The sequence below is a fragment of the Plantactinospora endophytica genome, from assembly GCF_016862915.1.
In the GTDB taxonomy this organism is placed as follows: Bacteria; Actinomycetota; Actinomycetes; order Mycobacteriales; family Micromonosporaceae; genus Plantactinospora; species Plantactinospora endophytica.
In genome coordinates this window covers 56,931-70,302 of record NZ_BONW01000013.1, presented here as the reverse complement: position 1 = coordinate 70,302, position 13,372 = coordinate 56,931, and the positions used below count along the sequence as shown (strand labels likewise).

Genomic DNA, 13,372 nt, shown 5'->3' with positions numbered 1-13,372 from the left:
CCCGGCTGAAAGGGCCTCATGCTTCGTACCGGCGGTCAGCGCGGGGCATCTTCATGGCGTACCCGGGCCAGGACACCGGCGCGGTACACGGCGAGCGGGTGGCGCAGTACCGTGATGTCGCTCCTCGGGTCGCCGTCCACAAGCAGTAGGTCGGCGTCGAATCCGGGTTGGACGCGGCCCTTGCGCCGCCCGAGGCCGCACACCTCGGCGCCGACCGAGGTGGCGGCGGCGAGGGCTGCGGTGGCGGGGATGCCGGATGCGACGTACTCGACGAGGGTCTCCGGCAGAATCCCGTGCGGCTTCGCAGGGCCGAGTCCCGCGTCCGATCCGGCCACCAGGCGGACTCCGGCCCGGTACAGGGTGGCGGCGCCCTCGCGCAGCGCGGCCTCGCTGAGCCCGGCCCGCGCCGCCATCGCCACCACCTCCGGCGGCGTGACCACCGCCGGGTCGGTACCGAGCGTGGCACACACCGCGACCCCGGACGCGGCCAAGCGGTCCGCGAGCTCGTCGGGAACGTGAGCGCCGGTCGCGGTCACGCAGGTGCAGTGCTCGATGCCGTCGACACCGACGCGCAGCGCCTGCTCGACCGCGTCGAGCGCGTGCGCGTGCGCGGTCACCGGCAGACCCAGATCGTGCGCCCGGGTCAGCGCCGCAGTCAGCTCCTGGTCGCTGAACTGCGGCCGGGTGGTGTCGGTACCAGGCGTGAACACCCCACCGCTGGCCATCACCTTCACCAGATCTGCGCCGGCCGCCGCCCGCTGGCGTACGGCCTCAATGATCCCGTCGACGCCGCTCGCCTCGCCCCCCATCGACCAGCAGTGCCCGCCGACGCTGGTGACCGGCGCGCCCGACCCCACCACCGTCGGCAGGTCGTCGCGCACCTTCCGGTCCCGCCATCGGAGCACGGCCCCGCGCCGGTCACCCAGATCCCGGACGGTCGTGACGCCGGCCGCCAGGTGCGCCCGCAGCGACGCCTCGACGACCGCGTCGAGTTCGGGCTCGGAACGCTCGGCGAGCCGGCCGAGCGCGTCGGGCCCGGCATCGGCGCACAGGTGCACGTGCGCGTCGACCAAACCGGGCAGCAGGGTGCCGTCCGGCACATCGCGCACCGACCAGCCCTCCGGCACCTCCGCCCACCCCCGGTGCACGTCGGCGATTCGCCCGTCCTCCAGCAGGACCAGCACCCCGCCGTCCACCAGCCGCTCACCGTCGAACATCCGCGCCGCTCGGACAGCACGCTTCGTCATCGACCCTCCCCGATATCTTGAACCGTTCCGACCGGACTGGCGGCTGACGGCGCCCCGCGCACACGGGGCCTGGTCGGCCCGACGTACGACGCGGGCGCCACCAGCAGTCCGGCGCCGTAGAGTGTGTAACTCCGCTGCTTCCCGCAGCAACGGCAGGACCCGAGCACCGGGGTCATCGCAAACCCGGGCGGTCGACCGGCGACGCCGGAGCACGCCGTCGGGCTCGTTCCGCGGAACAACCGACCCCAGCGGTGCGGCAAGGCCATCGGCAGCAGGGTGCCGGCGAGGAGCATCGCGACGACGAAAGCGGTCATGAACGTCCAGGAGATCTCCGGTGCCTTGCCCGACACGAAACCGTGCACGATCTCCGCGCCGAAGCGTGCCAGGCAGGCGGCGACCGCCAGGTATCCGGCGAGATACGCCCAGTACGGTGACGGAGCTTCTCGCAGTGCCGACGACGGGTCATGAACGCGGCCGCATCCGGCGCCCCATTCGATCAGCAGGATCACCACTGTCGACAGCACCGAGGGCACCACCGGATGCCACCCACCGGGGAGGAAGGACTCACCCGGCTCGGCGAATCGGGGCGTGCCGCGGACCGCCCAGCATGCGTGCACGACCGCGTACGCCCCGACCCACACCACGGCGCCCGCCGGCACCCGCCTCTTCCAGACGGCGGTCGGGTCCACGATGGCGTCGGCACCGAGGGTTCCCATGTCGCTCCGCCCGATCGGTCTCAGGAGGCGGCCGGCTCGGATGAGTTGCTCGCCAGGTGGTCATCGCGGGGGCTGTTCGCGGTGTGTTGGCCAGCACACGAACCCGCTGGAGATCGCGTCGGGGGCCACGCCGAGCCTGGGTCGGCCCGGTGGCCGGCAGGTCCACCAGCGGTTCGAGACGCTATCGCGCCGGTGCCCGAACCAGGTTGACGCGCCGACGGTAGTCGGCGGCCACGGCCAGCACGAGGGGACCCCAGGCGATCAGTGGGACGTAGTAGCGGAGTACCTCCCAGCCGGGTACCGGGTGCGCGGGTTCGTCGCGGCCGACTCCGACCCATCCGCGCGGCACGAAGTGGAACGTCTGGTTCAGCACGATGTACCCGGTGATGGCGACGAGCAGTGCCCCGCCGGCCACGGCGAGGATCACGACCGGGCGTGCCGGGATCGGCCGGCCTCCGAGCAGCGGCACCCAGTGCGGAACCTGTTCGCCCCAGCGGTGCACCAGGCCGAGTGTCGCCAGGGCGAGCACCGTCGACAGGGCGGAGAGCAAGATCATGTACCACGCGGTGGCAGCCTCGTCGGTGAATACGAGGGACACTCGCCAGACCGCGGACGGCAGCACGCAGAGCGGGACGGCGTAGGCGGCCCAGACGGCCCAGGGTGACGGCGCCGCAGCCCAGGTACGTCCAGTGTCGGTGGAGGTCACGAGTGCTCCGATCCTCGAGGCCCGACGTCATCGCGACTCGTCCGTCGACCGTCATGCACCAATGGTCTGCGCCGACGGGCGACACCTCATCCCCGGCGGAGGGGAATGGACTCCCTCTCCGGGGGGACCCGCCGCCCGGTGTCTTGTTCCGCTTTCCTGAGCGATCCCTGCGACGCTGGTTGACCGGCCGAGGAGCAGCGTGTCACCCGGCGGGACCGCGCCCTGACCGGCTCCGCCCCGGCAGCCGGGGAAGGACGGTGGCGACCCGGTCGCCCCGGGAGCCTGCGACGGTGCGCCGCCGGTCAGAGATGTGACACGAGGCCGGATTCCCAGGCCCAGGCGGCTATGCGGACCCGGGTGTAAGACGACGGGCCGGCCCGGTCACCTATACCGCGCCGGACAGGTAGTCGCGACGTCGCTGCGGATCGAGCTTCTCGATCGCGTACCGCAGCGTGACTCGCGGCATGACCCGGTAGCGGCGTTCCAGGAACTCTTCCTCCGCCGCCCTGTCACGGTTGCCCACCTCGCGCAGCATCCAGCCCACGGCCTTCCGGACGAGGTCGTGCGGGTCGTGCAGGAGCTGATCGCTGAGTCGGAAGGTCCACTGGAAGTCCCCGGCTTTGATGAAGGCGAAAGTCGCCATGATGGCGATGCGTCGGTCCCACACCAGGCTCGACTCGGCGAGCCGGTCCAGGACGCTCCGGTCCTTGTCGATCAGCCAGGGGCCGACGATGTACGGCGCGGACGAGTCCACGAGGTCCCAGTTGTTGATGCGGCCGGTGTTGGCCAGGGTGATGTGGAAGATCTGGCTGCGTTCCGCCTCGTCTCCCTTGGCGAATCTCCGGACCAGGATGAAGAGTGCCGTCAGCCTCTCCTCATGAACGGTGCTGCCCAGCAGCTGCGTCGTCCCTGCCAGGGAGAGTTCGCGCCAGTACCGGGCGGCCACCCTGCGCTGTTCGGGCACCGTCACACCGATGGCCCGGTCGCCCTCGCCGTATCCGCCGGGCGTCATCTGCAAGAACCGGCTCACTCGCTCGGCGCGGTGTGGGTCGGCGAGGCTGGCGAGTTCGCGGCGGACGTCGGCGGTCGTGGCCATGACCTGCAAGGCTACCGCCACGCCGGTACGAGGAACGGTGGCGACGGCGGCGGCTGGTAACTGTCGAAGTCGGGCGGCCACCCATTCCGGTCACCCCGCTCGGGCGGAGCCGGGCACCCACCCGGTACGGGGCCGCGATCACATGCCGTCCATCACGACGTGGACCCGGTCGAACCGCCGGGCGGCCAGGTCGGCCCGGCGGATCACCCAGTTGATCAGGTCGGACTCTCCCGCCTCGTCGGAGTAGGAGCCGTCACCGGCGGCCAGCAGCACCCAGTCGTCGTCCTCGGGCACCTCCGACGCGGCGTCGCCCGCACCGGCCGCCTCCCGCCTGGCCGCCTCCCTGACCGGATCGTGGTTCCACACCCAGGGATAACCGCCCAGTTGCATCATTCCGTTGTGCACGATCTCGCTCTCGGTGTTCCACCACGCACCGCCGAGTTCCTCGCCCCGCGAATGCTCAGCGGTGCTTTCGGCGCGGTTGGGCAGCGAGGGGTCGATCGACAGACGCAGGTTCGCCCCGGGCAACGTCCAGTCGCCGTACTGGGGGTCGAGGTCTCGGCCCCGCTCGACAACCGTCGTGCCGGCGGGAACGTGGACCACCGTGCCCGCCGGGCGGTCCTCCCAGGCCGGGTCGGGGTCACCGAAGAACAGCAGCTCGCCGTCGGGCGGCAGCGGCAGGTCCGTCGCCGTACGAGGCAGGGCCGCGCAGTCGATCGCGGCGACGAAGGTGAACGGAGGATGGGGCAGGTCGGCCGGGAGCATCGGGTTGCCGCCCCACCGGCCCACCACCGGCCCGTCCGCCTCAGGACCCAGCGATGCGCACGGGCGGACGGTGTCCAACCACCGCTCCACGTCGGCGGCGGGGATGCCCCGTCGGGCCGCCTCCGCGTGGAATGGACCAAGTTTCTGCACAGCCTCGGAAATCATGGGCGCATGTTAGAGGCCGTGTTTCAGAGGTGGGTCGGCTGGTCGGTGCTGGCTGTAGCTCTTCGGCGGGTCGGTGATCGATAACTAGCGAGGTCTCACGACACTGATTCCCCTGTTTCGTCTTGTCTGGCCCGTCGTCGGCGAGCAGCCAGTCGCCGGCTCTCGGCTACTTCTCTTCTTCACTCCCCTTCGGGTTCCGCCACCGGTCCGAGCTTGGTCCGGTGCGCTCTGCGTCGAACGGGTTGTCGCTGGCTTCGTCGGTGTGTTCGAAGCTTGGCCGGCGTACCTGTTCCGGTTCCGGCACCTCCACCGGACGGGCGCCGGACCGCTCTGGCGGATGGTGCGCGACGGCGCCCTCGGCGCCGTGCGCGCCCTCCGCCGTCGGTGGCTGCGGCACCTGACGCTCGGGACGCACCTCGTCCCGCAACCGCTGGGGTGGTTTGGCGGCCCGCTCGGGCAGGTTCCGTCCGAGATCGGCGACGAGAGGGCCGTACTTGGCGTCGAAGGCGGGCCGCTCGGAGCGGATCTTCGGCATACGGTCGAAGTTCCGCAGCGGCGGCGGACAACTGGTGGCCCATTCCAGGGAGTTACCGAACCCCCACGGGTCGTCAACCTCCACGGCCCGTCCGAACCGCCAGGACTTCCAGACGTTGTAGATGAAGAACAGGGTGGAGGCGCCGAGGACGAAGGAGCCGATGGTCGAGACCGTGTGCATGGTGGTGAAGCCGTCGGTCGGCAGGTAGTCGGCGTAGCGGCGGGGCATGCCGTCGTTGCCGAGCCAGTGGTGGATCAGGAACGTGGTGTGGAAGCCGAGGAACATGGTCCAGAAGTGGACCTTCCCGAGTCGTTCGTCGAGGAGCCGGCCGGTCATCTTGGGGAACCAGAAGTAGACCCCGGCGAAGGCGGCGAAGACGATCGTGCCGAAGAGTACGTAGTGGAAGTGGCCGACCACGAAATAGGTGTCGTGGGTGTGGAAGTCGACCGGTGGGCTGGCCAACAGGACGCCGGTGAGACCGCCGAAGAGGAAGGTGACGAGGAAGCCGATGGAGAACAGCATCGGGGTCTCGAAGGTAAGCTGTCCCTTCCACATGGTGCCGATCCAGTTGAAGAACTTGATCCCGGTCGGTATGGCGATGATGAAGGTGAACGCGGAGAAGAACGGCAGGAGAACCTGGCCGGTGGCGAACATGTGGTGCGCCCAGACGGTCAGGGAATAGAGGAAGATCACGACGAGTGCGGCCACCATGGTCTTGTAGCCGAACAGGGGCTTCCGGCTGAAGACCGGAATGATCTCGCTGATGATGCCGAAGAACGGCAGCGCGACGATGTAGACCTCGGGATGGCCGAAGTACCAGAACAGGTGCTGATACAGGAGCGGGCCGCCGTGTTCGGCCGCGTAGACGTGAGCACCGAGGACCCGGTCGGCGAGCAGGGCTAGCAGGGTGGCCGCCAGCAGCGGGAAGACGACGACGGCCATCAGGGCGGTGACGAGCATGGCCCAGGTGAACAGCGGCATCCGGAACATGGTCATGCCCGGTGCCCGCAGGGTCAGGACCGTGGTGATGAGGTTGACCGATCCGAGGATCGTGCCCAGTCCCGAGAGGACGAGACCGATGACCCACAGGTTGCCGCCGATGCCGGGCGTGTGTTCGTAGCGGCTCAGTGTCGGGTAGGCCGTCCAACCGAAATCGGGTCCGCCGCCGGGGATGAGGAAGGCGCCGAGCACCATCAGGCCACCGAACAGATACAGCCAGTACGCCAGCGCGTTCAGTCGGGGGAAGGAGACGTCCGGGGCGCCGATCTGCAGTGGTACCAGATAGTTGCCGAACGCGAACGCGAGCGGGGTGGCGAACAGCAGCATCATGATGGTGCCGTGCGAGGTGAACAGCTGGTTGTACTGCTCCGGGGAGAGGAACTGCATCCCCGGGCGGCCGAGTTCGGCGCGCATCAGCATCGCCTCGAGTCCGGCCACCAGGAAGAAGCCGAAGGACGTGGTCAGATACAACAGTCCGATCTGTTTGGCGTCGGTGGTGCCCAGTAGGCGCAGGAGTTGGCTGCCGGGCACGGCCTTGCGGATCGGCCCGGGGTACCCGCCGGATCGGGCGGGGGCCAGAATCAGCCGGCCTGGGTCACGTCCGGGCTCAGTGATCACCTGCTTCCGCATCGCTGTTCATCCCATCGACGAGCGGACTGGCCGGGCGAGGGAGACCCGTTGAGGTCGAGCTACCGGCGGTGCGGGGCAGGGGTGACGGTGGCGTCGGCGGTGCCGGTCAGCTGGTGGGCTGGAAGACGGCCCGTACGCATCCGTCGATTTTCTGTTTGAACATCTCGTAGCCGCGCGGAGCCTCGTCCAACGGCATGGTGTGCGTCGCCAGATGCTCCGTGACCAGCTCGCCGCGGGCCATCCGCTCCAGCAGCATCGGAATGTAGCGCTGTCCGTGCTGCTGCGCGCCGCGCAGGGTCAGGCCCTTGTTCATCAGCGCGCCGAGCGGGAACTTGTCCACCATCCCGGCGAACACGCCCAGGACGAACACGCTGCCGCCCTTGCGACAGTTGTAGATCGCCTCCCGGGCGGCGACCGGACGGTCGGACTCGATCCGCAACTGCTGCTTGATCTGGTCGTACCAGAGTTGCGGGCCGCCGCTGTGCGACTCCATCCCGACCGCCTCGATGCAGACGTCCGGGCCCCGACCGCCACTGCGCTCCAGCAACTCGGCACCGATGTCCTGCTGCTCGTAGTTCAGCGTCTCGACGCCGAGATGCGTCTGGGCCATCTCGAGGCGGTTGTCGAGTCGGTCGATCACGATCACCCGATCGGCGCCGAGCAGCACGGATGCCCGGGCCGCCATCTGCCCTACCGCGCCGGCGCCCCAGACCGCCACGACATCGCCCGGTTTCACCCCGGCGAGGTCGGCACCCATCCAGCCGGTCGGGGCGGAGTCGGAGGCGAACAGCGCGCGCTCGTCGCTCACGGCGTCGGGGACGGTGAAGGCGCCCTGGTCGGCGTAGGGGACGCGGATGTACTCGGCGTGGCTGCCGGCGAACCCGCCGAGTGCGTGCGAGTAGCCGTAGCAGCCTCCGGGCGCGGAACCCCACACGTTCTCGGTGATCATCGGGTTCGTGTTTCCGTTGTCGCACAGCGAGAACTGTTGTTGCTGGCAGTACCAGCACTTGCCGCAGGAGATGAACGAGCAGACGACGACCCGGTCGCCTACCTTGTGGTTGCGTACCTGCGGGCCGACCTCGACGATGTCGCCGAGGAACTCGTGCCCGAGGACGTCCCCGCGTTCCATGAACGGCACGTACCCGCCGAGCAGGTGCAGGTCCGACCCGCAGGTCACGGTCCGACGGACCCGTACGATCGCGTCCTGCTCGTTGCGGATCTGCGGGTCCGGAACCTGCCGTACCGCGAGTTCGTTGGCTCCCTCCCAGACGAGCGCCTTCACAGCCGTCCCTCCCGTCGACCCTGTCGGGTGGCCATCTGCAGTGGTTTGTTCAACGGAGTCGACTCGGTGGTGGGCGGATAGTCCGGGTGGAGAACCTCACTGGTCTCGATGAGCTGCTTGGACTCTCGCAACGCGGCCCGGATCGCCTGCTCGGGATCCCGGCTGGTGGCCCGCCGGGCGGCGGCAACAGGAAGCCGGGCACCGTCGCGCAGCCGGACGGCGATCTCGGTGCCCCGGTCGCCGGCGGCGGGCCGGACCTGGACCTCGACGGCGTCGCCAAGGCCGGCCAGCGGCTCGGGGAACTGTCCGCCCGGAGCGACGTCGCTGGCCGGCCGGTTCACCGTCGCGACATGCCAGCGCGGCCCGCGCGGCCGTGCCTGACCTCGTTGCCAATGGTCGCTGCCCCGGCCAGCCCCGCCGAACAGCCGCCGGGCGACCATCCCGCCGGCCAACGCGACCGCTCCGCCGATCAGCCACCTCATGTCCGCCCCCGTCGCTTGACCTGCTCGTGCGGGCGCCGTCGATAACGGCGTCCCTCAGAGGCAAACCATCCCATATAGGGTGGGCTTCGCATGTGTGATTCCGGCACTCGGTGAGTTCCGACAGCGGGTCAACCGACCGCTCCCTGGACGAAGCGGTGACGCGTGTCGCGTGCCGGTTCGCGCCGAGCCGAGCCGGACCGCGGCGGAGTTGGTTCGTGGAAAGAGCTGCTGTCGGGCGCGGAACCCATGACCTGCTGGCCCCTGTCGGAATGACGGGCCACGACGATCCGCAGACGATGCAGCGGCTGGCCGCGCCCCCGGCGGGGGTGTGGGGACGGCGGCACCTTGTCGACCAGAAAGACGTCGGCGCGTCGTCCGATGATCGGTTGCCTGCGTTACCCGCTGCGACAGGCAACACACCCTCGTAGCGGGACGTTCCTCCGCGCGCAGGCCCTCGCTCCGCTGCGGGCATGTGACCTGATTGTCCGCCCTCGATCGAAAGTGCCGTTCGCTGGCCTGTTTGCCGGTGCCCGCGCCGGGAAGGCGACCGCGAGCGGGCGATGCGCTGCCGACGGGGCGGCGCCGCGAAGGGAGGCCGCAGAACATGGCGCAGAGCCAGCAGCCACTGACCGGCAAACGAGTCGCTTGCCTCGCCGCCGACGGGGTCGAGGACGTGGAGTACACCCAATCCCGGACCGCCGCGGAGCAGGCAGGCGCCGAGGTCCACCTGATCTCGCTGCAACCCGGCGAGATCCAGTCGATGAACCAGGACATCAATCCGGCCAACCGCTACCGGGTCGACCGGACCGTGAACGAGGCCGACGCGGCCGACTACGATGGCCTGTTGCTGCCCGGCGGGACGGTCAACCCCGACCGGCTCCGCATGAACCCGCAGGCGATGAACTTCGTCCGGGCGTTCTTCCAACAACAAAAGCCGGTAGCCGCGATCTGCCACGGCCCCTGGTCGTTGGTCGAGACCGGGACCGTCAACGGCCGCACCGTCACCTCGTTCCCCAGCCTGCGCACCGACATCCACAACGCGGGCGGAAACTGGGTAGATCAACAGGTGCAGGTCGACAACGGCCTCGTCACCAGCCGCAGCCCCAGCGACCTCCCAGCCTTCTGCGCCAAAATGATCGAGGAGTTCGCCGAGGGCAAACACACCCGCCAGATGGCGACAGCCTGACCCGGTGGGACCCAGAACCGGGAGGATCGGCCCTCTGCTGGTCCGTCCGGTTGCCGGTGCCGCTACAAGTGGCCGCTGGAGCCGCTGCGGCACGCGTGCCGCCGCCCGGCGGCTGCTCAGCACTGTCACCACCGGCCGGAATCTGGCTGGCGCTCAACACCGGGCGGCTGAAGACGGCAATGATCAAGCTGAAGGACGGCCTTGAGTGTTGACGACGGCGCCACAGACCGGCGCCGCGCCCGGATGAGCGGCCGGGCCGGTGGCGACAGCATGGTGACCGGGCGCGGGTCCATCGTCGTGGGCGTCGTGGCTGCCCCTGGGGCCGCGGCCGACCTGGCACGGGAGGCCGTCACGGAGCTCGCCGACCGGCTCCGCAGCCGGGTCCCGCAGGTCGACTGGGCGGTACGCCTGCAGGTGGCGCGGCTCGTCGAAGGGCCCGCCGACCTCGGCCAGCTCATCCAGGCAACCCGGCGCCGGATGCTGACCGAGGGCTGGAAGCTGGTCCTCTGCGTGACGGACCTGCCATTGCAGACCGCGCGGCGACCCGTGGTCGCGCACGCCAGCACCACCCACGGCGTCGCGGTCCTTTCCATGCCCGCACTCGGTCCCGTCGCTGCGGCCCGGCGGATGGCCGAGGCCGGAGACCGGCTCCTCGCGGCACTGCTCGGCGATACCGACGCGGTCGGCGACCCGGCGCAGGCCGGCCCGCACCGTCGGCGCGTGGCCACCGGACGGCGGGCCCGGGAACTCGGCGCGCGCGTGAACCCCCAGGCGTCCGGCATCGGCCTGCTGACTGGAGTAATCGGCGGCAACCTGCGGCTGCTACTAGGCATGCTCCGGGCGAACCGGCCGTGGCGACTGGCCGTCCGGCTCTCCCGGGTACTGGTCGGCGCCTTCGCGACCGCTGTCCTCGCCCTGGTGAGCGCCGATATTTGGCAGCTGTCGGCGACCCTGGGCAACCTGCGGCTCGCCCTGCTCGCGGCCGGCTCCGTCCTGGCGGTGGTGCTGACCATGGTGCTTGGCGCGCGCCTCTGGGAACGGGTTCCGCACGGCCCGGGTGCCCGGGAGCAGGTCGTCCTCTTCAACGTGGTCACCCTGCTCACCGTCGTGATCGGCGTTCTCGCGCTGTACGCCGCACTCGCCGCGCTGACCATCATCGGGACGATCGCCCTCGTCCCCTGGGATCTGCTCGCCGAATCCACCGGCCAACGGGCCGGCGTCGCCCACCAGATCAAGCTGGGCTGGCTGGCCAGCTCGCTGGCGACAGTCGGCGGCGCGCTCGGTGCCGGACTAGAGTCCGACTCGGCGGTACGGGAGGCGGCGTACCGCTATCAGCCCGACGGGGAGCTGGCCGGCGAGCAGCATGGACCGGACCCGACCGACGGGGCCGGACCGCGACCGAGCGACGAGCCCAGGTCACCAGGCAGAGACAACTCTGAGCCGGAGCGGAACCGCGAGACCGGCTGACAGCCCCGGCGAGCGCTGCGATCAGGACCCGGTCGCAGCGTTGCCCACGGCGGCGCCGACCGCCAGCACGGCGACATCGTCGGAGGCTGTTCCGCCGGTAAGGCTGGCCATCACGGTGGCGCGGACCACTGCGGACCGCGACGAGGCGGCGGCTGGCCGACGGCGCCTTGGAGAGGGTTTCCTCCGGTACCGCAGTTCGTTGTCGTGCAATCAACGATGAAGGTTCCATCGAATTATGGATCGTGCTCGTGAAGTCGGTGGAACTCGTCAACTCATTGACGAACGCTCCAGATCACCGCCGTATCGACATGGCCGGAAGGCGGCTCCCTGGGGGCCAGACAACCGCCCTGAGCTGTGGATATGTGGCTCCGAAGGCTGTCGGATCGGGGTCACTGCTTATCGATGTCCACTCCTGGGCGGGCTAGCGTCATGGGCGCGGGAAAAGTACGAGAGAAGGATTTTGCCATTGGTGGATGCGCCGTGCCGCGACCCTCATCCTCACCACGTCGGCGGTGACGGGCGCGGCCTCGGGCCCCGGGCCGGGCCGACGGTCCAGGAGACACCCCGTTCGGGAATGGTTCCCTCAGGTGATCACCGTCGGATGTTTCAGGGGCGTGCGTCGAATTGGACCCGGGCTTCGAAGACACGGTCCATGTGCGTCTCCGCCCAGCTCTTGATCGCGATCATGACCGGGAACAGTTCATGGCCGAGCGGGGTGAGCGCGTAGTCGACGCGGACCGGCACCGAGGCAGTGACCGTGCGGGTGACCAGGCCGTCGCGCTCCAGCGTCCGCAGGGTCTGGGTAAGCATCTTCTGGCTGACGCCGGCGATGCGCTGGGCGAGCTCGCCGTGCCGCTGCGGGCCGTTGGCGAGCGCCGGGATCACCAGCGCGACCCACTTGTCGGTGAGCCTGCTCAGCAGCTCACGGGTCGGGCAACCTTCCAGGAACGCGTCGTAGTCCCGTTTGGCCTGTTCGCGGCGTTGTGCCGCGGTCGTCGTCGCCATCTTGCCTCCTCCGGTGCCCTAGGCACTCCACGGTACCTACTTTCTCACAGTGCCGATGATTCGTACGGTCATGGTGATCACGAGATCCCACGGAGGAGACGGCGATGCGCGCAGTCAGCTATGAACAGTTCGGAGGGCCGGAGGTCCTGCACGTGGCCGACGTGCCGGTGCCCGAGCCCCGGCCGGGGCAGGTGCGGGTGCGGGTCGCGGCGTCAGTAGTACATCCGGTCGATCTGATGATCCGCTCCGGCCGGTTCCCGGCCCCGTTGCCGACCGGTCTGCCGTACACGCCCGGCTGGGACGTTGCCGGCAGCGTCGACGCGGTCGGCCCATCGGTCGAGGAGTTTACGGTCGGCGACGAGGTCATCGGCTTCTCGCCGTGGCTACAAACCACGGTCGGTGCCCACGCCGAGTACGTAGTCCTCGACGCCGCCTGGCTGACCTCCGCGCCCACCGGCATCCCCGCCATCGAGACGGCGACCCTGCCGACCAACGGCCTCGCCGCTGCCCAGGCCCTCGACCTGCTCGCGCTCCCGGCGGGTTCGGCCGTGCTCGTCACCGGCGCCGCCGGTCAGGTTGGTGGGTTCGTTCTGGCGCTGGCCCGGGCGACCGGTCTGCACGCCACGGGACTCGCCGGGGCCGACGACCGCGAGTTCGTCGAGTCGCTGGACGCGGCGTTCCTGTCGCGCGCCGACGATCCGACGGGGACGTTCGACGCGGTCATCGACCTGGCGGTGATCGGCCCCTCGCTGCTGGACCTCATCCGGGACGGCGGCGGCTACGTGGCCGCGTCACCCCCGCTTCGCCCGGAGCCGGTGCGGGGAATCCGGACCTTCGCGCTGGAGGTGCTACCGGACGGATCCCGGCTGGGCGAACTGGTCAAACTCGTCACCAGCGGCAACATGCCGCTCCGGGTCGCTGACGTGTACCCCTTCGCCGACGCGGCGGCCGCCCACGACCGGCTGGCCCAAGGCGGCGTGCGCGGCGGCGTGGTGATCGTCCCCTGATCCGCAGCGAAAGCTCGGCCGTCGCGCTCCACGGTGAGCCTGCCGCTCGCACCACGCCTACCGCACCGCGTGGCGCGAGCGTCT

General features: G+C 69.9%; 12 protein-coding genes. 3 read left to right on the top strand and 9 right to left on the bottom strand.

Annotated features, from left to right (window positions below):
• Positions 1-35 precede the first annotated feature (35 nt).
• From Pen02_RS13310 to Pen02_RS13275, 8 genes are all read right to left on the bottom strand, one after another.
• A complete protein-coding gene (locus tag Pen02_RS13310; protein ID WP_203866311.1) occupies positions 36-1,247 on the bottom strand; it encodes an amidohydrolase family protein in 1,212 nt (403 codons plus the stop codon).
• Positions 1,244-1,780 (bottom strand): hypothetical protein, encoded by a 537-nt coding sequence (locus Pen02_RS13305; RefSeq protein ID WP_203866310.1) that lies wholly within the window; start codon positions 1,778-1,780, stop codon positions 1,244-1,246. Before Pen02_RS13305 ends, Pen02_RS13310 begins: the two co-directional genes overlap by 4 nt.
• Before the next feature lie 364 nt (positions 1,781-2,144).
• Positions 2,145-2,669: a hypothetical protein gene (locus Pen02_RS13300; RefSeq protein ID WP_203866309.1), complete on the bottom strand. Its 525-nt coding sequence runs from the start codon at positions 2,667-2,669 to the stop codon at positions 2,145-2,147.
• A 385-nt stretch (positions 2,670-3,054) separates the two neighbouring features.
• Positions 3,055-3,765, bottom strand: a complete 711-nt coding sequence (locus Pen02_RS13295; RefSeq protein WP_203866308.1) for a DNA alkylation repair protein — start codon at positions 3,763-3,765, stop codon at positions 3,055-3,057.
• Between the two features lie 138 nt (positions 3,766-3,903).
• The gene (locus Pen02_RS13290; protein ID WP_203866307.1) at positions 3,904-4,695 is read right to left on the bottom strand and encodes a DUF1963 domain-containing protein; all 792 of its coding nucleotides are present in this window, start codon (positions 4,693-4,695) and stop codon (positions 3,904-3,906) included.
• A 166-nt stretch (positions 4,696-4,861) separates the two neighbouring features.
• The gene (gene ctaD / locus Pen02_RS13285; RefSeq protein ID WP_203866306.1) at positions 4,862-6,859 is read right to left on the bottom strand and encodes an aa3-type cytochrome oxidase subunit I; all 1,998 of its coding nucleotides are present in this window, start codon (positions 6,857-6,859) and stop codon (positions 4,862-4,864) included.
• A 106-nt stretch (positions 6,860-6,965) separates the two neighbouring features.
• The gene (locus Pen02_RS13280) at positions 6,966-8,141 is read right to left on the bottom strand and encodes a zinc-dependent alcohol dehydrogenase (protein WP_203866305.1); all 1,176 of its coding nucleotides are present in this window, start codon (positions 8,139-8,141) and stop codon (positions 6,966-6,968) included.
• A complete protein-coding gene (locus tag Pen02_RS13275; protein WP_203866304.1) occupies positions 8,138-8,623 on the bottom strand; it encodes an SRPBCC family protein in 486 nt (161 codons plus the stop codon). The genes Pen02_RS13280 and Pen02_RS13275 overlap by 4 nt, the downstream gene beginning before the upstream one ends.
• Before the next feature lie 604 nt (positions 8,624-9,227).
• Here Pen02_RS13275 and Pen02_RS13270 point away from each other — a divergent pair.
• Both Pen02_RS13270 and Pen02_RS13265 read left to right on the top strand, forming a co-directional pair.
• A complete protein-coding gene (locus Pen02_RS13270; protein ID WP_203866303.1) occupies positions 9,228-9,809 on the top strand; it encodes a type 1 glutamine amidotransferase domain-containing protein in 582 nt (193 codons plus the stop codon).
• A gap of 201 nt (positions 9,810-10,010) precedes the next feature.
• Positions 10,011-11,276: a hypothetical protein gene (locus Pen02_RS13265; protein ID WP_203866302.1), complete on the top strand. Its 1,266-nt coding sequence runs from the start codon at positions 10,011-10,013 to the stop codon at positions 11,274-11,276.
• 606 nt (positions 11,277-11,882) lie between these two features.
• On the opposite strand, the gene Pen02_RS13260 is transcribed toward Pen02_RS13265, so the two are convergent.
• On the bottom strand, positions 11,883-12,281 hold the full coding sequence (locus tag Pen02_RS13260) for a winged helix-turn-helix transcriptional regulator (RefSeq protein ID WP_203866301.1): 399 nt from the start codon (positions 12,279-12,281) through the stop codon (positions 11,883-11,885).
• Positions 12,282-12,385: 104 nt separating this feature from the next.
• Between Pen02_RS13260 and Pen02_RS13255 the strand changes: the two genes are divergently transcribed.
• Positions 12,386-13,288, top strand: coding sequence for an NADP-dependent oxidoreductase (locus Pen02_RS13255; RefSeq protein WP_203866300.1), 903 nt, complete (start codon positions 12,386-12,388; stop codon positions 13,286-13,288).
• The last annotated feature ends 84 nt before the right edge of the window (positions 13,289-13,372 follow it).

Coding starts and splice junctions, on each gene's coding strand:
- Pen02_RS13310 (WP_203866311.1), bottom strand. CDS start 1,247: ATGACGAAGCGTGCTGTCCGAGCGGCGCGGATGTTCGACGGTGAGCGG.
- Pen02_RS13295 (WP_203866308.1), bottom strand. CDS start 3,765: ATGGCCACGACCGCCGACGTCCGCCGCGAACTCGCCAGCCTCGCCGAC.
- Pen02_RS13290 (WP_203866307.1), bottom strand. CDS start 4,695: ATGATTTCCGAGGCTGTGCAGAAACTTGGTCCATTCCACGCGGAGGCG.
- ctaD (WP_203866306.1), bottom strand. CDS start 6,859: ATGCGGAAGCAGGTGATCACTGAGCCCGGACGTGACCCAGGCCGGCTG.
- Pen02_RS13275 (WP_203866304.1), bottom strand. CDS start 8,623: ATGAGGTGGCTGATCGGCGGAGCGGTCGCGTTGGCCGGCGGGATGGTC.
- Pen02_RS13270 (WP_203866303.1), top strand. CDS start 9,228: ATGGCGCAGAGCCAGCAGCCACTGACCGGCAAACGAGTCGCTTGCCTC.
- Pen02_RS13260 (WP_203866301.1), bottom strand. CDS start 12,281: ATGGCGACGACGACCGCGGCACAACGCCGCGAACAGGCCAAACGGGAC.
- Pen02_RS13255 (WP_203866300.1), top strand. CDS start 12,386: ATGCGCGCAGTCAGCTATGAACAGTTCGGAGGGCCGGAGGTCCTGCAC.